The sequence below is a fragment of the Gammaproteobacteria bacterium genome (assembly GCA_015709635.1).
GTDB lineage: Bacteria > Pseudomonadota > Gammaproteobacteria > Burkholderiales > Nitrosomonadaceae > Nitrosomonas.
In genome coordinates, this window is sequence record CP054180.1 from 2638489 (window position 1) to 2662498 (window position 24010).

General features: G+C 47.9%; 25 protein-coding genes and 2 pseudogenes. 15 read left to right on the forward strand and 12 right to left on the reverse strand.

Annotation, left to right across the window (positions count from 1 at the left end; genetic code table 11):
- Positions 1–17: 17 nt before the first annotated feature.
- From HRU78_12570 to HRU78_12605, 8 genes are all read right to left on the reverse strand, one after another.
- Positions 18–533: a hypothetical protein gene (locus HRU78_12570; protein QOJ25050.1), complete on the reverse strand. Its 516-nt coding sequence runs from the start codon at positions 531–533 to the stop codon at positions 18–20.
- A 97-nt stretch (positions 534–630) separates the two neighbouring features.
- Entirely contained in the window at positions 631–885 is a 255-nt protein-coding gene (locus HRU78_12575; protein ID QOJ24373.1) for a DUF2024 family protein, read from the reverse strand.
- Between the two features lie 157 nt (positions 886–1042).
- The gene (locus HRU78_12580; GenBank protein ID QOJ24374.1) at positions 1043–1726 is read right to left on the reverse strand and encodes an O-methyltransferase; all 684 of its coding nucleotides are present in this window, start codon (positions 1724–1726) and stop codon (positions 1043–1045) included.
- 38 nt (positions 1727–1764) lie between these two features.
- On the reverse strand, positions 1765–2733 hold the full coding sequence (locus HRU78_12585; GenBank protein QOJ25051.1) for a class I SAM-dependent methyltransferase: 969 nt from the start codon (positions 2731–2733) through the stop codon (positions 1765–1767).
- Positions 2734–2739: 6 nt separating this feature from the next.
- The gene (locus HRU78_12590; GenBank protein ID QOJ25052.1) at positions 2740–3933 is read right to left on the reverse strand and encodes an O-antigen ligase family protein; all 1194 of its coding nucleotides are present in this window, start codon (positions 3931–3933) and stop codon (positions 2740–2742) included.
- 212 nt (positions 3934–4145) lie between these two features.
- A complete protein-coding gene (locus HRU78_12595) occupies positions 4146–5258 on the reverse strand; it encodes a glycosyltransferase family 2 protein (protein ID QOJ24375.1) in 1113 nt (370 codons plus the stop codon).
- A 7-nt stretch (positions 5259–5265) separates the two neighbouring features.
- Positions 5266–6030, reverse strand: coding sequence for an FkbM family methyltransferase (locus tag HRU78_12600; protein QOJ24376.1), 765 nt, complete (start codon positions 6028–6030; stop codon positions 5266–5268).
- Between the two features lie 62 nt (positions 6031–6092).
- On the reverse strand, positions 6093–7358 hold the full coding sequence (locus tag HRU78_12605; GenBank protein QOJ24377.1) for a hypothetical protein: 1266 nt from the start codon (positions 7356–7358) through the stop codon (positions 6093–6095).
- Between the two features lie 278 nt (positions 7359–7636).
- Here HRU78_12605 and HRU78_12610 point away from each other — a divergent pair, with 278 nt between their 5' ends.
- The 6 genes from HRU78_12610 to pgl are packed head-to-tail and all read left to right on the forward strand — an operon-like array spanning position 7637 to position 12372.
- Positions 7637–8386 (forward strand): 3-deoxy-manno-octulosonate cytidylyltransferase, encoded by a 750-nt coding sequence (locus HRU78_12610; GenBank protein ID QOJ24378.1) that lies wholly within the window; start codon positions 7637–7639, stop codon positions 8384–8386.
- An 8-nt stretch (positions 8387–8394) separates the two neighbouring features.
- Positions 8395–9165: a 2,4-dihydroxyhept-2-ene-1,7-dioic acid aldolase gene (locus tag HRU78_12615; GenBank protein QOJ24379.1), complete on the forward strand. Its 771-nt coding sequence runs from the start codon at positions 8395–8397 to the stop codon at positions 9163–9165.
- On the forward strand, positions 9162–10097 hold the full coding sequence (locus tag HRU78_12620; GenBank protein ID QOJ24380.1) for a phosphoglycerate dehydrogenase: 936 nt from the start codon (positions 9162–9164) through the stop codon (positions 10095–10097). The genes HRU78_12615 and HRU78_12620 overlap by 4 nt, the downstream gene beginning before the upstream one ends.
- A 4-nt stretch (positions 10098–10101) precedes the next feature.
- On the forward strand, positions 10102–11031 hold the full coding sequence (locus tag HRU78_12625) for an NAD(P)-dependent oxidoreductase (GenBank protein ID QOJ24381.1): 930 nt from the start codon (positions 10102–10104) through the stop codon (positions 11029–11031).
- A 2-nt stretch (positions 11032–11033) separates the two neighbouring features.
- Entirely contained in the window at positions 11034–11675 is a 642-nt protein-coding gene (locus HRU78_12630) for an HAD family hydrolase (protein QOJ24382.1), read from the forward strand.
- Positions 11676–11688: 13 nt separating this feature from the next.
- Positions 11689–12372 carry a 6-phosphogluconolactonase gene (gene pgl / locus HRU78_12635; protein QOJ24383.1) on the forward strand — a complete coding sequence of 228 codons (684 nt, stop codon included), beginning with the start codon at positions 11689–11691 and terminating at the stop codon, positions 12370–12372.
- A 38-nt stretch (positions 12373–12410) separates the two neighbouring features.
- Here pgl and HRU78_12640 read toward each other — a convergent pair.
- Both HRU78_12640 and HRU78_12645 read right to left on the reverse strand, forming a co-directional pair.
- Positions 12411–13177: pseudogene (locus HRU78_12640) on the reverse strand (IS5 family transposase).
- A 136-nt stretch (positions 13178–13313) separates the two neighbouring features.
- Positions 13314–14319, reverse strand: a pseudogene (locus tag HRU78_12645) (IS5 family transposase).
- A 134-nt stretch (positions 14320–14453) separates the two neighbouring features.
- On the opposite strand from HRU78_12645, the gene HRU78_12650 reads away from it, so the two are divergent.
- The 3 genes from HRU78_12650 to HRU78_12660 are packed head-to-tail and all read left to right on the forward strand — an operon-like array spanning position 14454 to position 15399.
- Positions 14454–14720: a type II toxin-antitoxin system RelE/ParE family toxin gene (locus HRU78_12650; GenBank protein QOJ24384.1), complete on the forward strand. Its 267-nt coding sequence runs from the start codon at positions 14454–14456 to the stop codon at positions 14718–14720.
- Complete coding sequence (locus HRU78_12655) at positions 14717–15049, forward strand: helix-turn-helix domain-containing protein (GenBank protein QOJ24385.1); 333 nt, start codon at positions 14717–14719, stop codon at positions 15047–15049. The genes HRU78_12650 and HRU78_12655 overlap by 4 nt, the downstream gene beginning before the upstream one ends.
- 35 nt (positions 15050–15084) lie before the next feature.
- On the forward strand, positions 15085–15399 hold the full coding sequence (locus tag HRU78_12660) for a type II toxin-antitoxin system MqsA family antitoxin (GenBank protein QOJ24386.1): 315 nt from the start codon (positions 15085–15087) through the stop codon (positions 15397–15399).
- Between the two features lie 37 nt (positions 15400–15436).
- Here the strand turns inward: HRU78_12660 and HRU78_12665 are convergent, their stop codons facing one another.
- Both HRU78_12665 and HRU78_12670 read right to left on the reverse strand, forming a co-directional pair.
- Positions 15437–15727, reverse strand: a complete 291-nt coding sequence (locus tag HRU78_12665; GenBank protein ID QOJ24387.1) for a BrnA antitoxin family protein — start codon at positions 15725–15727, stop codon at positions 15437–15439.
- Positions 15696–15965 (reverse strand): BrnT family toxin, encoded by a 270-nt coding sequence (locus HRU78_12670; GenBank protein QOJ24388.1) that lies wholly within the window; start codon positions 15963–15965, stop codon positions 15696–15698. The genes HRU78_12665 and HRU78_12670 overlap by 32 nt, the downstream gene beginning before the upstream one ends.
- 105 nt (positions 15966–16070) lie before the next feature.
- Between HRU78_12670 and HRU78_12675 the strand changes: the two genes are divergently transcribed.
- The 6 genes from HRU78_12675 to HRU78_12700 all read left to right on the forward strand — a co-directional run bounded on the left by HRU78_12675 (position 16071) and on the right by HRU78_12700 (position 23820).
- Positions 16071–16742 carry a hypothetical protein gene (locus tag HRU78_12675; GenBank protein QOJ24389.1) on the forward strand — a complete coding sequence of 224 codons (672 nt, stop codon included), beginning with the start codon at positions 16071–16073 and terminating at the stop codon, positions 16740–16742.
- Positions 16743–16856: 114 nt separating this feature from the next.
- Positions 16857–17051 carry a helix-turn-helix domain-containing protein gene (locus HRU78_12680; protein ID QOJ24390.1) on the forward strand — a complete coding sequence of 65 codons (195 nt, stop codon included), beginning with the start codon at positions 16857–16859 and terminating at the stop codon, positions 17049–17051.
- Positions 17052–17058: 7 nt separating this feature from the next.
- Positions 17059–18786, forward strand: a complete 1728-nt coding sequence (locus tag HRU78_12685) for a replication endonuclease (protein ID QOJ24391.1) — start codon at positions 17059–17061, stop codon at positions 18784–18786.
- 322 nt (positions 18787–19108) lie between these two features.
- Positions 19109–19918 (forward strand): hypothetical protein, encoded by an 810-nt coding sequence (locus HRU78_12690; protein ID QOJ24392.1) that lies wholly within the window; start codon positions 19109–19111, stop codon positions 19916–19918.
- A gap of 12 nt (positions 19919–19930) precedes the next feature.
- Positions 19931–20688 (forward strand): IS5 family transposase gene (locus HRU78_12695; GenBank protein QOJ25053.1). Its coding sequence is split into 2 segments (ribosomal slippage): positions 19931–20246 and positions 20246–20688, totalling 759 coding nucleotides; the frame shifts between segments, so codons are not numbered across the junction.
- 90 nt (positions 20689–20778) lie between these two features.
- Entirely contained in the window at positions 20779–23820 is a 3042-nt protein-coding gene (locus HRU78_12700) for a hypothetical protein (GenBank protein ID QOJ24393.1), read from the forward strand.
- Positions 23821–24010 lie beyond the last annotated feature (190 nt).

Sequence of the window (24010 nt, forward strand, 5' to 3'; positions counted from 1 at the left end):
TCTGCGCGATAAGTCAATTATTTCACACCACACTCGGCCGAAATCGCTTTGTGCGCGGCCGTAGAACCGCTCAAACCAAACGTATCGGTCGTTTCCGTTCCTCGTGCCGATGCGCCCTTAACTACCAATGAACTGCCACGTTTGATCGCATCGGTGATTTTATTATCGGTTGCCTGATCGGGAGCCCACGCCGAGTCATCCTGAGTGAAAAGCCGGAAATTCTGATTATTGACGATAACTGTCGCCTCGCCGCCAGGTTTATAGGGATAACCGGCAATATAGCTAAAAACATTCTTACTTTTCTCAGCAGGACGATGTGTGATCAAAGCATACACATCACCACGCTTTGAATAATTTCCTTCCGATTTTTTGGGCTGGCTCACCATGTAACAAACCTTGTTGTTATTTTCCATAAACATATAGGCCGTCCAATCACCGTGCTGGCCGATCATCTTCGGTTCCGCCGCTTGTACTGAATTACACAGCGCAAGAACGACACCAGCAACAACAAATTTTCCACATTTCCACTTCATTTTGAGAACCTTGAGAATGTTATCGATACGATTTTTAGCGTTTGACGGAGTCAAGGTAAAAACATCTTCACCCTGGATTCCTGATCGTGAGCGATTATTAGCAGCCTTCCATTTTATAAATATAAAAACCGTTTTTGTTAATTTCATCAATGACATTTGCCGGAGCGCTTTGGCTATGACAAAAACTGCATTCGCGGCTGGTCACAACCGCGTTACTTTCGCCAATCGAACTCAGCCACTGTTTCGCATATTCAACCGCTTTCTGGTCATCTTTCACTGCAGTAAACACATCAAAGTGCATGGTATGCCCGTCTTTTGCTTTGACATAGGTATCATAAACATGAATTTGCATAATAATTTTTCCTTGAAAAAGATAAGTTATGGCGCGCAGTGCACAAAAAACGCGCTGCACTGCAACCGAAAAAAAGTACAGCAACTATACCAATTAATCCATTAAACCGCCATGTCAATTGCGTGACCATGAGATTAGGTACAAGCATGGACGCGGGCTATTTCTTTCTTGCAACGATTACACCGTCACGGGTTGGATTGATGAACGCATCAAAATCCGGGTCATTGAAAATCAATCGATTATGTTCCATGATCGCTTTTGTTGAACCTTGCTCCGCTCCTTGAAAATTTTTCAGAGCGACACGGCCGTACCACAGCACATTATCGGCGATATAAAGTCCGCCGGACCGTATGCGTTGTTTGGCCATGTGCCAGATTTCCGGATAGTCGCCTTTATCGACATCGTTATAGCAGATATCGAACAATCCATCCGTTTGCGCGAAAATATCTTGCGCCAAACCGACGTTGAATTCGATCCGCTGCCACAAACCGGCTGCGGCAAGGTATTTTTCCGCACGTTCGCGATTGACGACATCGGCGTCACTGCAAATAACATGTCCATCAGCACCGGCCGCCTTTGCAAACCAGTACGCCGAGTAGCCATAACCGCTGCCGAACTCAAATATCCGCTTGGCATTGATCATTTTCGCCTGGGTTTCAAGAAAAACACCTGCCAAGCGATTCACGATCGGGAAATTTTTCTGCTGCGCGAATTCTTCCATTTCAATGAGAACCGGATGATCGGTCGGTGTAACCAGTCCGCGCATATAGGTCTCGATTGCCGGATCAACCGGAACAAGCTCACGGGATTTCCGCCGGCCTGGAGATTGAATATCGTTCATGGGTTTCCTTTAACACGGAAAAATCAAAATGAAGCCATTCACTTGGATGCCATTAATACGCATTCTTCGCCGGAGTTTTTATCAAGCAGAAAAACCAGACAAGCGCTCACTTGAAACCAAAATCCCCGCACGACATCGCGGATCGTCACGATACGTTGTTGTTCATTGGTTGATTCAGTCAAGGGCGGACTGTCCAGACCGATTCCATACGCGTTGACCGGCGTTGTCCAGCAGCGCTGTCCGCTGAAACCGGCTCTCTGCGCCAGCCGATTCAGTGTATGGCAAGTAAACAAATGCAAATGCCTGGGCGGCTCAAGACCGCGCCATGCCGCACCAAATTTGCCATGTCCGTAACTTGCCGCATTCGGCGTCAGCACGATCAGCAAGCCATTCTTCTTCAACAAACGATGACAGGCCGTCAACGTGGCCACCGGGTCGTGCACATGCTCAATGACGTGACTCAAAATTACCACATCGTATTCATCCGGCTCGATAGTTTCAAGCGGGCCTAAATGTACCGGAATTCCCTTCTTTTTGTGCACATGTTCCGCAGCCGCCGGATCAACTTCCTGCCCCATCACATCCCAGCCCAGCGCACGCATGCGCACCAACCATTTTCCATTACCGCAACCGACTTCCAGTAATCGCCCCGGCGGAGTTTCGTCCAGGTAAATACACTTATAGCGCCGGCGTTCGCGCCGCAATCCCAACAGATTGATGCTGATTGCATGCAAAATAGCATGACCGATGCGCGCCGTGCGTGTTTGCCGCACGAGATCAACTTGCCCGTGAGTGTAATACCGGTGGTAAGCTTTGCCGATTTCATCCAGTGTCGGTCTGGGGTCAAGCCAGATAACACCGCATTCCTCATTCTTGCACTTTCTTAATGTCCATGCACCGGGCGCGCCAAAAAACCGGTCGGTCAGGTTACGATATAGCACTTCGCCTTGTTTGCCGCACAAATAGCAAGCCGAGTTTGTTTCAGTGCCGATCCGATCATGCTCCATCAAGCCTCAAATCCTTTCAAGTTGTTGTTTGTGTCTGCTGATCATAAGCGCGGTAATTATCGACAATAACACCGGCATTTTGCTAAAAATCAGAAACGCATCGGTCAATCCGGCCAAAATAATATAGGTTATTAAGCCTACGCCCAGTATGCCTAAGCCGCTGCGCTTAAATGCCTGGTACCACCCCCAATAGAGAAACGCCAAAGCCAGCATACCGAAAATGCCGACATGCATGCCGATCTCAATCCAATCATTATGATAGTGCGAAGTTTCTTGGAATGCCGGCAAATCCTTATAAAGACCGCCTCGATACGTTTGGATCATTGTGTCGAAATAGCGTCCCGGCATGCCGGTCCCATAACCCGTCAGCGGACGCTCGGCAATGGCGTGCAAGCCGACATCCCACATGGCAAGACGATAACCCAGACTGGAATTGTAATGACCTTGCTGCAACAACTCGATATCGCTTTTCAGCAACAGCAATCTTTCCTGAAAAGCAGGACTGCTGTAAGCAAAAATCCCGGTCACGATCAGCAGGAACAGAAAAATACCGGCGAATTTTCTGAGATCGATTTTGAAACACAGGTAAGCTTGCAACACGATAGCAATCAACGTCGCCAGCAAAAAAACTCTGCCGTACTGATGAAATTGCACAAAAACTAACGCGAGCGCCGCAATCCATAAGATCACACTCAGCATTACCGATCGGCTTGAGCAAGCAAAACCGACAGCGACTATAGCTCCCGTTCCGAGCATCGCGGAAAAACTCAGATAGGACATTTTCAGCTGCGGAATGCCTTGCCCCCCCATTACCAGCCAGTGATAAATGCCCATGCTCAAGACAATCAGATAACCCGTGACCAATCCGCCGATCGCCCACGGCATGCGCGCTTTATTCAGCAACGCATACAGCGGAATCAAAATCAGCAAATTAAAATACTTCAGCCATTTCATCGGCCCGCTGTCCGGCAATCCGCCCCATGACAATCCGATCAGTAACAGTATGCATAGCAGCAAAATCGCTTGCACCAAAGGCAGTTTGAGAATCTGACTCAAGCGATACAAGCCGCCGTCCATCAGCCAGGCTAAAACCAGCAGCGGAAAGGAAAAAACATTCAAATCGCCGCGCCAGAACGCAATACAAACAAATACCAGCGTAAAGCGGATAAATAATTCCTGCCATCCGATCGGAGTGCGCATAAAACCAGACCAGCGGGATTCTTGATTCATCGTCATGAAAATTTGCAAAGTTGCGACATATTCATTCGAAGTTTTGCTTGAGAAGCACTGAGCAATTGTTTACGCAAGCGATCTGCGGCAAGAGGATGTACTCGGAAGCTCGCCGATCACTCGCTATGATATGTCTCATTTCCTGCACTCCATCCACCTTGCATCTTATCTTGCTCGTCACATTATTCAATATTTCCCTTGTTATCCTGCCTGGAAACCGGCCCGGCCGGTAAATCCGGCCGGGATTCCGCCGTCGATGGCGCAAATCCAAGCTGATCCGTTTGCCACTCGCGCAGTTCCAAACGGCGTAAACGAACAAAAAACATCATTAGCATTCGTAACCCCGAGGGCACACCCGGCAAAATCCATACGGCAGAAACACGCTTATCCCTCCGCCACCAGCCTCGCATTAACTGTTTGACGATCACGCTAAAACTTGCCGGACCATTACGCATGGGATAGCAAAGTAACTGCGGCAACGGTAAAGGCGTCAGCCAGTGAACCCCACCACCCTGCCGTAACACATGTTCCAGCGCATCAGACCATTGAGCCGGTAAGTCGGCCAGTGTGTATTCTCCTGAAACCACAAGGATATTTTGGTATATCTCAGGATAACGGGAAAAATACATGGCACGGTTACGTTTCATCAATACAAAATACGACCAGCCGCGACCGAACGAAGCGCCACCTTTATGATAAATAGACGCACCCGGATGTACACCCATGCGCCATCCTTGCCGGGCCAATCTACGTCCGAAATCAGTATCCTCATAATAGCCGCGGCCAAATTGCGCATCAAATCCGCCCAGCGCCAGAAAAAGATCACGCCGGATCAAAAAAGCATATCCTTGAAAGCGATAAGTTGTAATGTAGCCACCCGCCTGCCGCTGGTAACGCTCGACTTTATAGCGAAAGAAATTATCAAACACGGGATTGATTACCGCTAGCTTCGGATCGGCTGCAAAAGCCATGCACAATAGCGGTAAAAAATTCTCACGAACCTCGGTATCCGAATTCAGTACCAGCACCAAGTCGGCGCGCGAGCGGGCAACCGCTGCGTTAACGGATCGGCCATATCCCTGATTTTCGGGTGCATGATGAACGTGGAGTTGCTGATAAGACAAACCATCGAGCATTTCGCGCGTTTCAGTGTTTGACGCATCATCCTGAATGAAAAGAGTCCCGATCGACCGGCCAAGATGTGTCACGACGGAATCAATGCAGCGCTTGGTCAATTCCGGCGCGTTATAAACCGGGATGACGACATCGATCGATACGGCAATCGATTCGCTCATAGTCAGACTATATCCTGCCAAAAATCAGATAGGCTTCGCCCCAGTTTCTGGTTGATCGCTGCTTGATTCCGAGGCCGGCCTGTTTCATTAATGCAATTGCTTGATTCTGTTCTTCTTCGGTACCCAATTCGACGATGACAGAGCGTAACGACGGATGTGCCAATACTGATGCAGCACCTTTGAGGATGGAAATTTCTATTCCATCCACGTCAATCTTGATGTAATTCGGATAAGGGAAGCCCCACTTACCGCACAAATCATCCAGTGTCACACCGAACATACCTTGAACATGTGTTGCCGATATCTTCATATTCTCAATATCTTCCCTGCCGAATTGCGAGCGATTCCCACCGGGAATAAATTTGGGTATATACAATTTGGAGAATTCGGTTTGCCCCGATATAGCGACACAGTAGGACAAAATATTTTTTTCCAGGTGATTAAAAAAAATATTCTTATTAAGCACATAGTAATTGTTACTTTGCGGCTCAAATGCATAAACCTGGACTTTGTCGCCATATTTTTTGGCAGGATACAACGAATACTGTCCGATATTCGCGCCGATATCGAAATAGCATGAGCAGGGCTCAAAGCTGTCCAGCCAATCCAACGTATCCGGTTCTTTGATCGAATAGGTTTTTGCGCGTTGCAGCGTGCGTAAGTGATCGACCGAAATTAAAATGCGCTGATCTCTGACCTGTATATCCGTATACCCACCTTTCAGTCTGTATGCTGCCACAACCAGTTCATTGAATAGCTCTTTTGCCAGCATCAGATCACCTTAATAGTTAAAAGCTTAAGTCCTGACTTTTACAAGGCGGATATGCAAAGCATCTAACTCGCGAGCTGCTCAAGAACCTCCACATAGCGAGGCAGCACATCGGCATCCGGGTAATCCAGCATTTCTCGCAAGAAACGCTGGCGGTGCTCTTCAATGTAGAAAGAATCGCAGCCATTGTTGAGAAAATGATTGATTTTTTCATCCACATCGTCACGGCATCTCAGCTCGGTTTCCGGCATGTAATAAGCCACTGTCGAGCGCGCCGCGATCAAATAATCAGCCGCCAGAACCGGTTTCTTTGCCCGCACCGCTTCAAACACCACGGAAGTCGCCAAATCGATGATGACATCGGCCCAGTTCATCAAATGCACCGAATGCGCATCGTCGCTGGCGACACGAATGTTGGATAATTTCTTGATCGAACTGTCGGTGGTCAATGACTGCTTCCAGCCGCTGCGGGTATGCGGCTTGATGACCAGTTCCACACCGGGAAATCCGGCGATCATGTGAACCACTTCGCCCACTTCTTCCCAGAACGTCGTGAAGTTGGCCTTTCTCAGAAACATGACGATCTTCAACCGGCTGTCCGAATGCGTCAGCGGTGAAGGCGGCATCAAACCGCCCAGGATTTTCAGCCACTCTTCGCAATAGCGCGGCGAACCCAATACCGCCAGCTGATTTTCATTCATAAAAGGACGGAAACGTATCGAACATAGTTCATTAGGCACCACCACCTTATCGAAAATCGTCGCCGCCGAAAACGTAATATCGGGTGCAACACGCCTTTCACCGCGGCGGATCAATTGACTGTAATGCGGACTATCGCCATGCGGCAGCGATATGGTGCCGCATCCTCTTGCTTTCGCCAGCGCCACCACCGCCTCGACCCATTCCACGCAAATCACCGAGTTGCGTTCAATCCAGTCGAACGCCACAACCCCTTTGCCGGCATCGCCGAAGCACCGCTGCAACAGAAATTCGGCGGTATGCCGCCACAGCGGCTCGCGTTGTTTTTCATCAAACCGTCCGGCCAGCTTCTCCACCAGCTTGCCGATCACTTGAATGCGCCGCACATTGCGCGTCAGCATCAACATCTGCAGACGCCATTTTAAATAGACAATGAGCGGAAACAGCTCCTTCATATGTGCAACGCGCACACCCTGCAATTGACTCAGGTATTTCACGCGGAAATCACGGCGGAACTGAGCGGAGCCGATCAGCACCACATCGCATTGATGACCGGATCGAGTCCATTTGTAGATAACCGGTGTGACATGATCGATATCGTTATAGTGGCGGAGGAAAAAAAGCGCTTTCATAACGGTGATGCAGCGGTGGAGTTATTTAGGATTCGCAGCATTTCAGGTGTTTTTCCAGTTTAAACAGCAGATTCTGCAATGCGCGCCATTTTACTCTGGCGATCCTGCAATTACCAGCAACACATCCTGGCCGGTTTTATAATGATTGCTATAAACGACATTCGCGTTAAATTTAGCAATTAATATTGCCCAGAATAGAGGAAAAACCGGATAATCAGCGCACTGCCTTTAATGATAACTTTTTGTACTCAACCATTAATCAATCACACGTTATTTTCATGAAAACAATCGCTGTCATACCGGCCCGCATGGGGTCATCGCGTTTCCCGGGCAAGCCCATCGCAAAAATTCTCGGACGCCCGATGATCGAACATATTTATAAACGCGTGGCCATGAGCAAATCACTCGACGCCACCTACATCGCCACCTGCGACGAGGAAATCCGCCAAGTCGCGGAAGGTTTCGGCGCGCAAGTCATCATGACATCCGATATACACGAACGCGCCAGCGATCGCGTCGCAGAAGCGGTTGTCTACCTCGATGCCGATCTGATCGTCATGGTGCAAGGCGATGAACCGATGACGCATCCCGATATGATCGATACCGCCGTAGCGCCTTTTAAAGATGATCCGAAACTGGGCTGCGTCAACCTGGTACGCAAAATTGACCATGAAGCCGATTACCTCGACGCCAATACCATCAAGGTCGTCATGAATCAGCACAACGATGCGCTTTATATGTCGCGCCGCCCGATTCCGACAATGGCCAAAACCGGTTTCGCCAATACCGCCGCTTACAAGCAAGTCTGCATCATTCCTTTTCGCCGCAGCACCTTGTATCAATATACACATTTGACACCGACACCGCTGGAACAACTGGAGTCCATCGACATGCTGCGTCTGCTCGAGCACGGCATGCAAGTTAAAATGGTGCCTACCGAATTCAATACCCAGGCGGTGGATACTCCGGAAGATCTGGCGCGCGTCGAAAAACTGATGGCATCCGACCCATTACTCTCGCGCTACTAGGAATCGTCATGTCATTAAAAGCTAAATTAAGCCGATCCGAATTGACCATCGGCTCCTGGGTCACGCTGGGACATCCGTCGATTGCCGAAATCATGGCATCGGCCGGATTCGACTGGCTGGTGCTGGATATGGAGCACAGCGTGCTGGAACTCGGCGAAGTGCAAGCCATCATCCAGGTATTGGATGCCAAGCAATGTCCGGCCATCGTGCGCCTGACGTCGAACCACCCCGATCAGATCAAACGCGTCATGGACGCCGGTGCCACCGGTGTCATGGTGCCGATGATCAAATCCGCCGCCGATGCCGAAGCGGCTGTAGCAAGCGTGTACTACCCGCCGCGCGGACAACGTGGTGTCGGCCTGGCGCGTGCGCAAGGTTACGGCGCGAGCTTTCAAGCCTACCGCCAGTGGCTGGAGGAAAATGCCGTGATCGTCGTTATGATCGAGCATGTCGATGCCGTTCAGGCGATCGATCAGATTCTCGCCGTTCCCGGTATCGATGCGTATATCATCGGCCCCTACGATTTATCCGGTTCGATGGGCCGTCCCGGCGATCTCAATCACCCGGATGTGCAAGCGGCCGTCGCGCATGTGCTGGAAGCGGGCCGCCGTGCGGGTAAACCGGGCGGCATCCATGTCATCGAACCCGATCCGCAGGCATTGCAGCAACGCATTCAAGCCGGTTTTAATTTCCTCGGTTACGCACTGGATATCCGCATCCTGGATTCGATCTGCCGCACGCATTTACACAGCATCCGCGCAACATTAAAAACGTCATGAACTCATTGATCATTTCCACCTCGTCGTTCGATACCGGCAACAATCCAGCCATTCAGCGCTTGTTGCAACAAGGTTTTCAGGTCGTCACCAATCCGCACAAACGCAAGCTCACCGAAGGCGAGATCATCGAATTATTGGCTCATGGTGCGACCGGACTGATCGCCGGTATCGAACCGTTGACCGAACGAGTGTTTCAATCCGCGCCGAATCTGAAAGTCATTTCGCGCTGCGGCGCCGGATTGGATAGCGTCGATCTGGCCGCGGCAAAGCATCACGGCATCACGGTGTTGAACACGCCGGAAGCGCCCGCGCAGGCGGTGGCCGAGCTGACCTTGGGATTGATGCTGACGTTATTGCGGCAAATCAACCCGATCGACCGGGCGGTGCGCAATGGCGAATGGCCGCGCACGCAAGGCCGCCTGCTGGCGGCGCAAACCGTCGGTACCATCGGCTTGGGATATATCGGCCGACGCGTCGCGCGCTTATGCCAGGCGTTTGAAGCCACGGTAATCGCGCACGATCCGTTCGCAACCCAACTACCGGACGGTGTCACGTTAATGCCACTGCAACAATTGCTGGTCAGTGCCGACATCATCACGCTGCACACGCCCTATAGCGCGGATACGCACCATATGCTGAATGCGCAGGCATTCGCGGCGATGAAACCCGAAGCCATCGTCATCAACGCCGCGCGCGGCGGATTGGTCGACGAAAACGCGCTGCTGGCGGCATTGCAATCCGGCAAGATCAGCGCCGCGTTGGATGTGTTTGAGCAGGAACCGTATCACGGCCCGCTCATTGAAAGCGGCAACGTCATTCTGACCTCGCACGTCGGCTCCCTGGCCCGCGAGTCGCGCCAGCGCATGGAACTCGAAGCGGCGGAAAATCTGCTGCAAGGTTTGATCAAAGCAGGTCTCGTCAATAACGGATAGCATTATGGTGAATGAACAGGTTGTGGTATTCGGCGCCAGCGGTTTTTTGGGCAGCCATGTCGCGGACGCATTATCGGCCGCAGGCTACCGGGTGCGGCTGTTTGACCGCAGCCCATCGCCGTATCTGAAAAGCAACCAGGAAATGATCATCGGCGACATCATGAATCTCGACCAAGTGGTCGAGGCCGCCAAAGGAACTTCCATTGTGTACAACTTCGCCGCGATCGCCGACATCGACGAAGCCAACGACAAACCGATCCCGACCGCCACCATCAACGTGCTGGGCAACATGCATGCATTGGAAGCCGCGCGTATCGCCGGGGCGCGCCGTTTTGTGTTCGCCAGCAGCATTTATGTCTATTCCGAATCCGGTTCTTTTTATCGCGCCAGTAAGCAGGCGGCGGAACGTTTCACCGAAACCTACCACGAGCGCTATGGCCTGGATTACAGTATTCTACGTTACGGTTCGCTGTACGGACGGCGCGCCGACAAGCGCAACGGTATCTACCGCATGCTGCACGAAGCGGTCGCGCATCATTCCATCACCTACAAAGGCAGCGGTGATGCCATGCGCGAATATATCCACGTGGAAGATGCGGCACGCATGAGCGTGCAAATACTGGCGCCCGAATTCGCCAACCGGCACATGATTCTGACCGGCCAGGAAAGATTGCGCATCAAGGATGTCATGACGATGATCTCGGAAATCCTGCCGTGGCCGGTGGAATTGCATTTCGACGAAGCCAACGCGGTGCATCACTATGAAATTACGCCGTATGCGTTTCAACCGCGCGTTGGCCGCAAACTGGTGCTGAACGAGCATGTCGATCTGGGGCAAGGCATCCTCGACTGTTTGCGCGAAATTCATCAGGACTTGCACCATGGCGACGAGAACGACGACGCCACGCCGTCCATATCGGACAATCGCGCCTAGCCATGAACAAATTTAACTGGCAGGCGATCATTTTCGATTTCGATGGTGTCGTGGTCGAATCCGGCACAATCAAAACGCAAGCGTTCGCGGAATTGTACCGCCCGTACGGCGAGGACATCGTTGTACAAGTGGTACAATTCCACACGAAAAACGGCGGTATGTCGCGCTACCGTAAATTCCGCCACTTTCAGGAGCATTTTCTGCACCAACCACCGCTGACCGAAGCGGAAGAACGGCAACTCGACATCCGTTTCTCCGAACTGGTCGTCGAAGCCGTGATCGCCGCCGACCCCGTGCCCGGTGCAATCGAACTGATCCGCCAGCAATCCGGCAAAATCCCACTGTTCGTCGCCTCCGGCACACCGGAAGTCGAGCTCAAAGTCATCGTCGAACGCCGTGGCCTCGCACCTTATTTCACCGCTGTGCGCGGCGCACCGGCGCTGAAAAAAACCATCATCGCGGAAATCCTCGCGACACACAACTTACAACCCGAAACGGTGCTGATGATCGGCGACGCGATGGCCGATTTGGAAGGCGCGCAAGCCAACAACACCGCTTTCCTCGGGCGCGTCTTCCCTGGCGACCCGAATCCGTTCTCGGCGCACATCAAGACCGTGCCGGACTTGCGCAGCTTGGTGCAATAACGTTGGCAGTTCCATGATACAAAGGCACGTCTACCCGGATATCGAATCGCTAAGCCAAGGCTTCGCTGATTTTGCCGCTGCCGCACTGCGCGACACCCTAAGCCGGAAACCCCAAGCCACCTTGGTCGTTCCCGGCGGCAACACCCCGCGCCATTACCTGCCCGCATTGGCAAAATGTATGCTGCCTTGGGAACGTATCACTGTCACGTTGTCCGATGAACGCTGGGTCGATGTCAATGACACACAATCGAACGAACACCTGGTCAAGCAGCATCTGATAGATCACTTGCCCGCAAACGCACGCTTCGTCGGACTCAAAACCCATCACAACAATCCTTTTGAAGCCATCGAAACAATCCACCAGCGCCTCGACAAGCTGCCGATGCCATTGAGTTTGACGGTATTAGGATTGGGCGAAGACGGCCACATTGCCTCGCTGTTTCCCGGCATGAATCCTGATTTAGCTGATACCCATCACTGCATTGCGATCGCACCGCCGGTTGCGCCATCGTTGCGGGTCAGTCTTTCGTTGAAACTGCTGGCGGAAAGCGAGCAGATTGTACTGGTGGTGACGGGAGAAAAAAAACGCAAACTATTGGATCAATTGATTAAGAATCTAGATCCAAAGCTTCCAATTACTTGGTTATTGCAACGTACTCGATCGTCGGTTACGGTTCTTGAAACAGACGCACAGTAAATAAAAAGGGGAACTATATATTTAACTAAGGCGTGTGGTCAATTGAGCCAAATGATAGCTGCAGCGAGGTGGATGCCGCCGAGGAAAGTTGAAGCACGTTTATCGTACCGAGTTGCAATGGCACGGTATTGTTTGAGTTTTGCAAAGAAATTCTCGATCAAATGCCGTGCCTTATACATTTCCTCATTGTATTCGCGTGGTTCCTTACGGTTTGACTTTGGTGGTATGACGGCCCGAACCCCGGCGTTCTTTAACAGATCAAGAACCCGTTCCGCCGCATCATACGCTTTATCGGCCAGAAAAGATTCTATACACGTCAGAATGTCCGGCAATAAAACATCCGCACCTTGAAGATCATGGGCTTGCCCCGGTGTAAGATGAAAACCGGTCGGGTTGCCAAGAGCATCACAGGTTACATGTATTTTTGTGCTCAGTCCGCCTTTACTGCGCCCAATGCACCCCGTTTGCCTGTTCCCCCTTTTGCCCCCGCAGCATGCTGATGAACACGGATGATTGTACTATCGATTATCGCATACTCATTATCAGCATCTTCGGCCAAATACGTGAAAACCCTTTCCCATACGCCGCTTTCCGACCAGCGGCGATGACGGCGGGCTATGTTGTTCCAATCTCCAAAACGCTCCGGCAGATCACGCCATGGTATCCCAGCACGGTAGCGGTACAAAACAGCTTCAACAAATAGCCTGTTATCCTTGGCTGTTACACCAACTGTTTGCTTGCGACCCGGTAACAAGTGCTCGATCCGTTGCCATTGATCGTCCCGTAATCCATAGCGCTTCACCATTTATAACCTCCTCTAACTGTTTATAAACAGTAAATCACAATCTGATTCTCTGGGAAACTATATACATTTAATTGTCCACATGCCCTAGCCAAAGTTGATGCTAATCTGAATTACTACATAGTCGCCCCTGCAAAATTCACACAGTCATGCCGACAAACGAACGTTTTGTGTAAAAGGTGTTGATCAGTTGCAGCAGCGCAAGTCGCAATAAAGAATTCTTGATGCCCAAATGGTGTATAGCTCTCATCAGCCAGCGCAGATTGTAGCCAGCCGCACATAACACAGCGTGCAGTGCATCCCCAACTGACCTGGTAACCAGCAGCGATTCATTCGGTGATCCGACTTCAGATGCCCGATTGCAGGTTCCACGGCCTGCCGGCGCTTGAGCCAGCGCCGCTGCGGTTTCGTCAGCGACTTGTACTTGCCGCGATGGATGATTTCCACTGCCGGATTGTCAGCATCCACTCCCCGAACCCGAGATCGGCAATAACCTGCTTCGGTATTGATCCGGTATCTTCGAGTAGCCTGTGCGTTTGTTCGAGCTGTTGGTGGAGAATATGACCATCGTAGGGATTGCCAGGAAAGGTTCTGGCACCGACTATCAGGCCGCTTTTGTGCGTAACAGCAATGCCGGCTTTAACTCCGAACTCGTAAGGTTTGCGTGCTTTGCCCTTGCCGATGCATTCGGCTTCCGGTGCGTGCAATGCATAGAGTTTGTTGTTGTCCTTGGGTTGCTGCTTATGAATCCGTCCTGCCCGTTCCAATAGCGTGGTCAATTGCTGCAGCGATGCGGCACAGACCGTCGTCACGGTTGCCAGTTTGCGCTGGATCTCCCGCAGCACGATACCAAGGATCGTGCGTTGGCGTTTAACGGTTTTGTGCAGACGCCGCAATTGCCTGGCGTGGGCATAGCCGCCTGCCCTTCGGCGCAGCGCCTTGCCTTCTTTGGCGTAGGTTTGCTTCAAGGTGATGCCAGCCCGTCTGGCTGCTTGCACAATCTTGCCGCGAGCAATTTCCAGTAACCGGCTATCCACCGGATGCGCAATTGCCTTTTCCTGAATTGTCGTGTCAACAATCACTCGTTTGAATTCAGCCGGTTTGACCGCCTTGGTGTGCACCGCAGTGTCAATCGTTGCCTTCAGTTTTATTCTATAAAATAAGACATTATTAAAATAATTTTGTCTCATCCGGTATTTTTATTCCTAGACTACCAATCAACGTTGGAAACTTTCTGGTTTATCAAGGCACTTGAATATAATGTTTTATAACTTATAATATGTCTGATTGTTATAATTTATTGATCCGGCCGCAAGTCAAGAAGAAATTGCAAAGCTTGCCGAGAACGGATCGATTCAGGATTGCTGAGAAACTGGAACAGCTAGGCCGGAATCCCAATGATAGTTCGCTTGATATCAAGAAACTGGAAGGTGAGCCTTATTTACGGCTAAGAGTTGGTAACTGGCGCATTATTTTTGAACGGCATGATGTCGTTAGAATTATTACGATTGAGAAAATCAAACCGCGTGGAGATGCTTACAAATGACACTGCAAAAAATCAAATCCATACAAGGCAAAGATGAATATGTTTTGTTGCCAATAGCGGTTTATCGCGTTCTGAAAGATCAGATCGAAAAAGAATTGGCGGCTTGTGAAGCAAATCAGAGTGACGAACAAGCCTATGAACCGTTTGTGCTTGAGGATTATGTTGATAATCCCGTCGCGTTAGCGCGAATCAAGGCAGGCATTACCCAGGAACAACTGGCACAGCGTCTTGGTGTCAGTCAAGCCTATGTTAGTCAAATCGAGCGTCGCAACAATGTAACCAGTAAAATGCTTGAACGGGTACATACGGCTATTCATGAAGCTATATAAAGTTCACTGACTTATCCGTTTTAATAGGAAGGCGCATGAGATTAAAGAAGCAACTGCTAACCGATAAGGAATTGGAAGCCTGGGAAAACAGCCGGGACTTAGGTGCTGAATTACTGGAATCTGTCCGTCAAATGAAAGCAGGGAAGGGGCGCGTCGTCATGTCACCTCTCATATCGGCACGAAAAAAATCAGGACTTTCCGAAGTAGAATTTGCCAAATTGTTTGGAGTGTCAGTTCGCACCTTGCGCGATTGGGAGCAACACCGCCGTAACCCCAACGGAGCAGCAAAAACACTGATTGCTATTCTTGAGCGCCATCCCGATGTACTGAAGGAAACTACACTTATATAAATAACACTTCAGAATTACGCTGTTCGTCTTAATATACTCAAGAAGTTCGCAATTCTTCCCGGATCACTTGCCGGATCGTTTCCTCGATAGTCTTTTTCTGCATAGCTTCCCGTAAAGTAGCATTAATAAGCGTTTGATACCCTCGCCCTCCGGCTTGCTGCTTGAACCAAGCCACGATATCCGGATCAAGCGTGATATTGATTTTCTGCTTCTTTTGCGGCAATGGTTTCAATCCGGCTCGATGCACTGCCTGTTTAAAATCATCGTCTGTCCAAATGGGCGCTTCATCCAAATCATCAGAGGCTGGCAAAATAGTTTTTTTGTTCATGGCGTTCAGCTTTTCGCATGGAAATAATATGAATTTCATCGGCAGTTTCAGTGTGTGCAATAACCACTACGTCAACCCCGAGCAAACCTATCGTGGAAAAACGGTTTTCTGTATAAGCAAAGCGCGTATCCGGTCTGGTTAGCGTGTAGCCTGCAAAAACCGCTTCAGCATCGGCAAAATCCAAACCGTGTTTTTTCAGATTGGTTTTGCATTTCGTTTCATTCCACGTAAAGATCATGGTTTAGATAGTATAGATTAATATCTACATTATCAAGATACAATTTTCTCAAGTGTGCAAACTACAAGCCGTCAAATGAGATTATTTCTCATAGGATGATTTGTCATGCATGTGGAAAACAATCCTGACTTCAAAACTGTCTGGCAATTGGCGCACAATTGGATCAATGCCGACCCTGACCAAACCGATACCAAGAAAATCTCACCTGAACTTAGAATCGCCATTCTTCGGTTGATGCGTGCTATAGCGAATCAAGAGATCACGGCAAGACAGAATGGATGGAAAATTTTAACTGACGATTCATTTTTCTCGCAGTTACGGGATTTTCTGAATATGAATAATCTAAAGCTCATTCAATGCCTCAGAAACGAAAAATTTAACAAAGCTTATCTGGATAGTATCTATGTAATGCGAAACGAGGTTGTCAATTGGTGCAACGATGTAATACGGCTTCCTATTCCTCCTTGCTGGGCACCTCAAGAATTATTAACGAAAGCAAATACACTTGCTGAAGCTGTTGATCCTGATGATGACAACAATAGCTGGTACGAAAAAATGCCAGAACGGCGCAGGCAGCGGGTGGTTTGCATTGAATTAGCCAAGCAATTATGGAAAATGCACGAAAACCTGGGTTATGAAGAAATGCGGAACCATCCTACAATGCAGCAATTCGGGTATTCGTCCACTTTCTCTCCTACGGCATTTAAAAAATTAGTGCGAACTGTCGCATCAGAATATGCCAAGCTGCCTGGAACACCATTAAAATCAAAGAAATAAAAAATTGTAATTATTCCTAGAAAAATAGATATATTTCTATTTTTCTTAGCATCTTTTCTTACTCCATCATTTGTCGCAAATTGATCTCGTATTTATTAACTAGCGAGGTCAATCATGCAAAACTCTTTACTCACTACTAAACAAGCGGCACAAATCTTAGGTGTCAGCACCGCATTCCTGGAACGAGACCGCTGGGCCGGGGCGCGGGTGCCATTCATCAAAGTAGGCTCACGGGCAGTTCGCTATCGCCATAGCGATCTGCTCGCTTATATTGAATCATGCACGCATTATTCAACCAGCCAGTACTGAGGTGTGTATGCACACGTCAGTACATCAACCCCATGAACTACTCAGTCCCGGTGAACGCATCGCCGAAGGCATATTAAGCTTACTTGATGAACCGGATGGCAACGATAAACGCTGGCGCGCGCCGATATTCCGGCAACTGCCCAAACGGTTTGCTGAAAAAACTGCATATGATTACAAAGAAACCTATATCTTTGACGGCAGAAGCGATGCCAATCTAGGATTGCTAAAGGCCTATGGATCTATCACTAAAAATAGCATTCCCCTCAATGCCAGCGATGACGATCTAAACGATCTGGCAAGAAACATCGTCAAGGAAATGCAGCAAATCAGCCGCATTTACTGGAATCTGGAATATGCTGTTTCCCGGATGCTGCACCGGGCGCAAAAGTATGAAATCGAGCTGTCATTGTTTGAAGACCCGAACATTACAGCCACCGGCATCTATACCCGCCTGACCGATGAAATCTGGTGGCTGCAACGGCTACGCAAGATTCACGCACAAAAGCTGGAACAAGACGCCATCCGCATCGGATTAGTGCATGAACGCGCCAGCCGCTATGTCAGCGACGAAACACTAGCAAGACGCAGAGAACAGAAAAAACGTATCCGCCGCGTTCTCGATGGATTATTGGCAACCAATGAACTCGGCCAGTGTTTCACGCTGAGCGAACTGGCAGAGTTAGGTCTGGCTAATCCGCGCATCCGGCGCAATGAATTAATGGCGCGTATTTACGGTTTTGAATATATCGCCAACGAATTGGGTCATGCCGGAGTATTCTATACTATCACCTGCCCATCCAGAATGCATGCTCGTCACTCCGGCAGCGGCGAGCAGAATTCCAAGTATGACGGCACGACACCGAAACAAGCGCAAAAGTACCTCAACAAAGTCTGGTCAAGAATCCGCGCCAAATTTGATCGCGATAAAATCAAAGTGTACGGCTTTCGCATTGCCGAACCGCAACACGACGGCACACCGCACTGGCATATGCTGCTATTCATGCCGCCCGAACAAACCGCAAGAGTTAGAGAAATCATGCGGCATTATGCCCTGCAAACCGATGGCGACGAACCCGGCGCACAGCAACACCGCTTTAACGTAACGCCTATTGATAAAAGCAAAGGCACCGCTGTCGGCTATATCGCCAAATACATCTCAAAGAATATCGACGGCCACGGTCTTGAGCATGATATTGACGGCAGTCCGATACAGCAAGCTGCGGAACGGGTAGAAGCCTGGGCGTCGACCTGGGGCATCCGTCAATTCCAGCAAATCGGTGGCGCACCTGTCAGCATTTGGCGAGAACTGCGCAGAGTCAGCAACGCACTCGAAGGCATTCTGGAACAAGCAAGACAAGCTGCCGACCAGGGCCACTGGTGGCAATTCATTCAATTGATGGGCGGAGCTACCATTAAGCGTAAAGATATTCCCATCAAGCTGATGAAAATCGATTCGAAAGAACGGGGAAAGTATGGCGACCCAGTAGGTAAGAAAATCTGCGGCATACAAACCGAGACTATCCAGTTACCGACACGCCTTCATCAATGGCAAATTCAAAAAGTTACAGTCGATACAGAATCAACTGAACGGCAAGCCGAAAAGCGCCCGAGTGGGAGCGACAGCGGCAGCAACCACGAGGCCGCATTTGCGGCGCAGCCGCCTTGGAGTTCGAGTTCTGTTAATAACTGTACGCAAGATAATAATAACTTATTAATTATGGTTAAATACAGTTGAATAGAATTGATAATTGAAAAATACAATTATCAAAATGATTGGGTTGTAAATTGGAGGAATGCGAGACTTTTCCCATTCTTTATTTATTGGAATTTTGTTAAATAGGAATTATTTTTATATATTAGACGGTTGCTTCTTTAAATAAGAAAATAATTAAAAAATAGGAATCTTTATAATTATGAGAATTCATTGCTCATCTGTTCTCATTTTCAGATCACCAATTTTGATGATGGGCTTCCAATGAGTAGCCCCCAAAAGCTACGAGAAATACTGCTATCAAAGGATCTGATTTCAGGAAAGATACAAAACTTAAGGAGAGTTAATGGCAAAGAAAATAATACTTGTACATGGTCTAGGAGGGGCGGCCGATAAAACATGGGGGAAATTTCCTGACTTCCTTGAGTCGGATATTGAACTTGACTTTGACATTGTTACATATGGTTATGAATCACCGAATATATTGAAGCAATTCTGGAAACGAGCTCCGAGTATCTTGAATATAGCTAATGGGCTTCTTACTGATATTGAAGCTCGGTGCGATTTAGATAACGACAAAATAATTTTAGCAGGACACAGTCTGGGCGGGCTAGTTGTTAAAAGGCTATTGCTGCGTATGAAGGATAAGAAAATAAATCATAACATCAGGAAAGTATGCTTTTTCGATGTTCCTCATGACGGCTCAGGGTTTGCCAATGTAGCAAAATATATATCTTGCAGGAATCGGCACCTTAGGAGTTTATGTCGCGACTCAAGCGAGCTTGATGATCTAAATGATCAGTGGGTGGCCAGTGAGCTGGATAACGCCTTAGACATATTAAGCATTATTGCTGCGAATGACGATATGGTTTCTTCTTCTAGCTCTAAAAGTATTTTTAGATATCATAGAGTGGAGACAATTAACAATGTTGACCACAGAACAATTGTTAAGCCAGAGAGCATCGACTCCTCCTCTTATATTGTGTTTAAAAATTTTATCTTAGAAAAAAGCACAATTAGCCGGTTCAGAAATAAAGCCTCTAGAGACCTTGATGACTGGAAAAGTCTTGAGACAAGAAACCATAGTTACAAATTTGTCAAAGATGAAAAGCGAGATAGCGATTTCAAATCGTTAGGGCCTGTTAACACTATTTGATATAATATGGTGATGGAAATCACCGAAACTCAATATCAACAGATCGAACACTGCATGCCGCGCCAGCGTGGCAATGTCAGTCATTCCAATCTACAAATTCTCAATGCTATTCTGTATGTTACCGAGCATGGTTGCAAGTGGCGCGGACTACCCAAGCGTTTCGGTAATTGGCATACCATCTACACTCGAATGAATCGATGGGCGAAAAGCGGCGTGCTTCAAAAAGTTTTTGAGCAGCTGCAGCATCAACAAATCATTCGCATCAAGATTGAAGCCGTTTCGATGGATAGCACCAGCATCAAAGTGCACCCTGATGGTACTGGTGCATTAAAAAAAACGGCCCGCAATCCATCGGCAAATCCCGAGGTGGCTGGACCACTAAAATTCATCTGGTTGCCGCAGATACCAGAACAGCCATAACTTTTTCCTTATCTCCGGGGCATACACATGACGCACCGGAAGGACGACAACTCCTGTTAGCACTCGGCCCCGTCTCTTCTCCTACTCATCTGCTGATGGATCGCGCTTATGAGGGTGATCAAACCAGACAGCTTGCATTGGAGCTCGGTTATATCCCGGTTGTCCCACCCAAAACTAATCGGCTGGAGCTCTGGGAATATGACCGCGCCATGTACAAAAAACGCAATGAGATCGAAAGATTATTCCGCAGACTCAAGGGATTCCGTCGAATATTCTCCAGATTCGACAAACTGGATGTCATTTTTCTCTCATTCATCCATTTCGCTCTCATCGTCGAAGCACTTAGGTAGTGTTAACAGGCCCTAGTTGAAGCTTTGAATTTGAATCGATCTGTTGTAAGACTAACAGGCGCATCCGGATTAGGTAAAACTCGCCTTCTTTTGGAAGCAATCGAAATTGTTTCGTCTATTGATGATTCCTGTGTGCTTATTTTCAATAATGCCTTAGGTTATGAAAAGGAGATAAAAGAAAGCATTCGTCAAGCCGTTGAAGCTAAAGTACATGGTCTAGCAGTGGTTGAGAATTGCAGTGTAGACCTACATAACGAATTGGCTAGAGAAGTTAATAAAATTGAGTGTTTTTTAAAGATTGTTACCGTTGGATATTTTCATGAGCAAGTTGATGACTCAATTCATATCCAACTTTCCCCTTTATCAGATGATGCAATCAAACAAGTTTTGTCTCCGATTCTAGTCGATTTAGATACAAGCGATGTAGATCGTGTCGCTCGTTTTTCTCAGGGTTATCCGTTGATGGCGACCCTTATCGCTGAGCAGTATCGGAAGGAAGGTCGCTTATTGGGTTCAATCGAAACTAGATCTGTGGTTAGAAAACTAATTGATGGCGATGGTGGCGTTACGGATGCTGAAAAGAATCTATTATCAGCCTGCTCGTTGTTTGATGTATTTGGTGCAACTGAGGGAAGCGCCAGAGATGAGGCAAAGTTTATTGCCGAGGATGTTGCTTGCTCTACTTTAAGAGACTTTGATCGCGTTTTAAATAAGTTTACTAAAAGGCAGATTATTAATAGAGCTGGAAGATACGCTAGGTTAGTTCCTAAACCCCTTGCGCTAACGCTTGCATCGGATTGGTGGGAAGAGACCCCATATGACAGACAAAAGCTATTGATAGATAATTTGCCAGACTCCCTCATGCAAAGTTTTTGTATTCAGGCATCTTATCTTGATAGTCAGGAAAGCGTTCAAAGGTTTTCAGCGCGTCTATTTGGTGGTCAGAGCCCTTTTGTCCAAGCGGAAGAGTTGCTTACAGAGAAGGGTTCGAAACTCTTCCGCGCATTTGTTGAAGTGAATCCAGAGTCTACTAGTCAGGCCCTCCATAAAGTTTTGAGCGAGATGACTCGCGATAAGCTTCACGAAATTAGAGGTGATACACGTAGAAATCTCTTATGGGGGTTAGAGAAATTATGTTTTCATGCAGGTGTATTCGAGAAATCTTCCTGGTGTATGTTGCTACTCGCTTCAGCAGAAAATGAAACCTGGAGTAATAATGCAACAGGAATGTTTGCGCAACTGTTCAGGATAAATCTATCTGGAACGGAGACCACACCAAATATTCGTTTTGATGTATTAAGGCGAGCGATTGATCTTAACCGAGCTGAAATTGACATGATCGTACTTGAGGCATTAGATCGAGCAATAAGTACGTCCGGTGGAACACGAACAATTGGCGCAGAATATCAAGGAACGAAAGCACCGATGAAAGAATGGCAACCGGCGCTATGGCAGGAAGTATTTAATTATTGGCAAGAAGCCTTCAATTTACTGCTTATCTTATTTGAAAGGGGAGAACCTCAAAAAGAGAAAGTACTCTCAGCTATAGGTCACTCAATACGCGGTTTTGTTATTCGGGATCGTATTGATATGTTGGACGCGGCGATCAAACATATTGTATCCATCAACGGTCGCTATTGGCCCGCTGCTTTGGAAAGTATAAAACATGCCTTTGAGTATGATTCAAAGGGGATGAAGCAAGAGGCAATTGATGCACTAAACAATTGGCTTGAACTATTTAATCCTGATTTCGCTGATTTATCAGAGAAACTGAAAATTCGTGTGATCAATCCACCTTGGGAGTACCACAAAGGAGATGACGGTCACTATATTGATGTGGCCTCTGAAAATGCCAAAGCTTTGGGTATTGAAGTGGCTAAAGATATCGATTCATTAATGCCCCACCTTGATTTGCTAGTACAAGGTGATCAAAAGAAATCTTATTCCTTCGGTTATCAGTTAGCTCTGGAACTGACAGATGTTGATCAATTACTGAAACAATCTTTCGAGCAGCTTTTGGTTGTTGACCATGCGAACCCCAGCTTTATCTTGGGAATATTTCGTGGAATTTTTGAAAGATCACCCGAAAAATGGCAAGAAAATATCGATAAGCTTTTGACTGATGAACGTCTTGTTTTTCTCTATCCAGATTTTATACGCACTGGCGGCATTCAAAAATCACATCTTGACATATTGCTGAAGTTAATTCGTTGTGAAGCTATCTCGCCCAATAGCGCAAATTCATTGAGTTATGGCAGTGTCACTAATGGTATTAATCCAAAAGAAATAATGGAATTTTGTTTGGCATTGACCGAGCTTGGTGACAAAGCCAGTTGGGCAGCTTTGAATGTGATCTATATGTACTGCTTTGGAAATAAAGGGAGCATTGAGATATTGCAGGAACCGCTTAAACAACTGGTTTCTAGCGTACCTCTCCATAAAGATCAGAAGGGAGCAGTAACAGACATACATCACTGGCAAGACTTGGCAAAAAAGTTGCTGCAGGAGCCAGATCAGAAGTTTGCTATCGCATTGACGAAACAGCTTATTGTCGCTTGTCGGCATGGATTAAACCACGGTGACATCTGGAGTTATACCAAACCATTGTTACTTGATCTGATGCGTGAGTATAACGATGTACTCTGGCCGATACTTGGAGATGCCATTGTCCAAGCGAATGGTATGGAGCGATATTGGTTGCAACAATTGCTAGATCGGGAAAATAATGATTCTGACCAAATACCGAGTGTTTTGTCGGTGGTGACGGTCGAGAGTGTGATTTCATGGTGTGAGGAACAGCCTGAATTTGGGTCGAGCTTTGTAGCTTCCTGTATAAATATCTCGGAAGTAATTGATGACACGCAACGGCCCACAGATTTGTTTGTAGCATTGCTTGTGCGATTTGGTGACGATGAAGATGTAGCTAGTGCCCTTAGAGCCAATATGATTACTAGGGGTTGGTCCGGCTCACTAGTACCATATTTAGAGGATGATAAGAGATGCCTCAGCTCATTGTTGGTACATGAAAATAGGAACGTAAGACGATGGGTAATGGATTCTATTACTTATATTGATAAGCAAATTGAAGCAGAGTCGATCAGAGATAAAGAGGAAGACATATCTCGATTTTAGAATTTTTACAAGGCAGCGCGCTACATCCTACCAACCACATTATTTATTAAGATCTTTCACTCACACAAAGTCTACATTATTTTAAATGTATAACTTAACTTATTTATTTTATAGCGATATTTGAAATAATATAACTGTTGGCCTACTGATTGCGAATTTGATTTGCATCAGGTCGGATTTTCTAATGCAA

What these genes read in the sequence shown, in the direction of transcription:
- HRU78_12650 (QOJ24384.1), top strand. Translation starts at nt 14,454, where the DNA reads ATGTCTGATTGTTATAATTTATTGATCCGGCCGCAAGTCAAGAAGAAA.
- HRU78_12675 (QOJ24389.1), top strand. Translation starts at nt 16,071, where the DNA reads ATGCATGTGGAAAACAATCCTGACTTCAAAACTGTCTGGCAATTGGCG.
- HRU78_12610 (QOJ24378.1), top strand. Translation starts at nt 7,637, where the DNA reads ATGAAAACAATCGCTGTCATACCGGCCCGCATGGGGTCATCGCGTTTC.
- HRU78_12615 (QOJ24379.1), top strand. Translation starts at nt 8,395, where the DNA reads ATGTCATTAAAAGCTAAATTAAGCCGATCCGAATTGACCATCGGCTCC.
- HRU78_12655 (QOJ24385.1), top strand. Translation starts at nt 14,717, where the DNA reads ATGACACTGCAAAAAATCAAATCCATACAAGGCAAAGATGAATATGTT.
- HRU78_12590 (QOJ25052.1), bottom strand. Translation starts at nt 3,933, where the DNA reads ATGCGCACTCCGATCGGATGGCAGGAATTATTTATCCGCTTTACGCTG.
- HRU78_12570 (QOJ25050.1), bottom strand. Translation starts at nt 533, where the DNA reads ATGAAGTGGAAATGTGGAAAATTTGTTGTTGCTGGTGTCGTTCTTGCG.
- HRU78_12575 (QOJ24373.1), bottom strand. Translation starts at nt 885, where the DNA reads ATGCAAATTCATGTTTATGATACCTATGTCAAAGCAAAAGACGGGCAT.
- HRU78_12670 (QOJ24388.1), bottom strand. Translation starts at nt 15,965, where the DNA reads ATGATCTTTACGTGGAATGAAACGAAATGCAAAACCAATCTGAAAAAA.
- HRU78_12620 (QOJ24380.1), top strand. Translation starts at nt 9,162, where the DNA reads ATGAACTCATTGATCATTTCCACCTCGTCGTTCGATACCGGCAACAAT.
- HRU78_12680 (QOJ24390.1), top strand. Translation starts at nt 16,857, where the DNA reads ATGCAAAACTCTTTACTCACTACTAAACAAGCGGCACAAATCTTAGGT.
- HRU78_12685 (QOJ24391.1), top strand. Translation starts at nt 17,059, where the DNA reads ATGCACACGTCAGTACATCAACCCCATGAACTACTCAGTCCCGGTGAA.
- pgl (QOJ24383.1), top strand. Translation starts at nt 11,689, where the DNA reads ATGATACAAAGGCACGTCTACCCGGATATCGAATCGCTAAGCCAAGGC.
- HRU78_12625 (QOJ24381.1), top strand. Translation starts at nt 10,102, where the DNA reads ATGGTGAATGAACAGGTTGTGGTATTCGGCGCCAGCGGTTTTTTGGGC.
- HRU78_12580 (QOJ24374.1), bottom strand. Translation starts at nt 1,726, where the DNA reads ATGAACGATATTCAATCTCCAGGCCGGCGGAAATCCCGTGAGCTTGTT.
- HRU78_12600 (QOJ24376.1), bottom strand. Translation starts at nt 6,030, where the DNA reads ATGCTGGCAAAAGAGCTATTCAATGAACTGGTTGTGGCAGCATACAGA.
- HRU78_12660 (QOJ24386.1), top strand. Translation starts at nt 15,085, where the DNA reads ATGAGATTAAAGAAGCAACTGCTAACCGATAAGGAATTGGAAGCCTGG.
- HRU78_12690 (QOJ24392.1), top strand. Translation starts at nt 19,109, where the DNA reads ATGGCAAAGAAAATAATACTTGTACATGGTCTAGGAGGGGCGGCCGAT.
- HRU78_12665 (QOJ24387.1), bottom strand. Translation starts at nt 15,727, where the DNA reads ATGAACAAAAAAACTATTTTGCCAGCCTCTGATGATTTGGATGAAGCG.
- HRU78_12595 (QOJ24375.1), bottom strand. Translation starts at nt 5,258, where the DNA reads ATGAGCGAATCGATTGCCGTATCGATCGATGTCGTCATCCCGGTTTAT.
- HRU78_12605 (QOJ24377.1), bottom strand. Translation starts at nt 7,358, where the DNA reads ATGAAAGCGCTTTTTTTCCTCCGCCACTATAACGATATCGATCATGTC.
- HRU78_12630 (QOJ24382.1), top strand. Translation starts at nt 11,034, where the DNA reads ATGAACAAATTTAACTGGCAGGCGATCATTTTCGATTTCGATGGTGTC.
- HRU78_12585 (QOJ25051.1), bottom strand. Translation starts at nt 2,733, where the DNA reads ATGGAGCATGATCGGATCGGCACTGAAACAAACTCGGCTTGCTATTTG.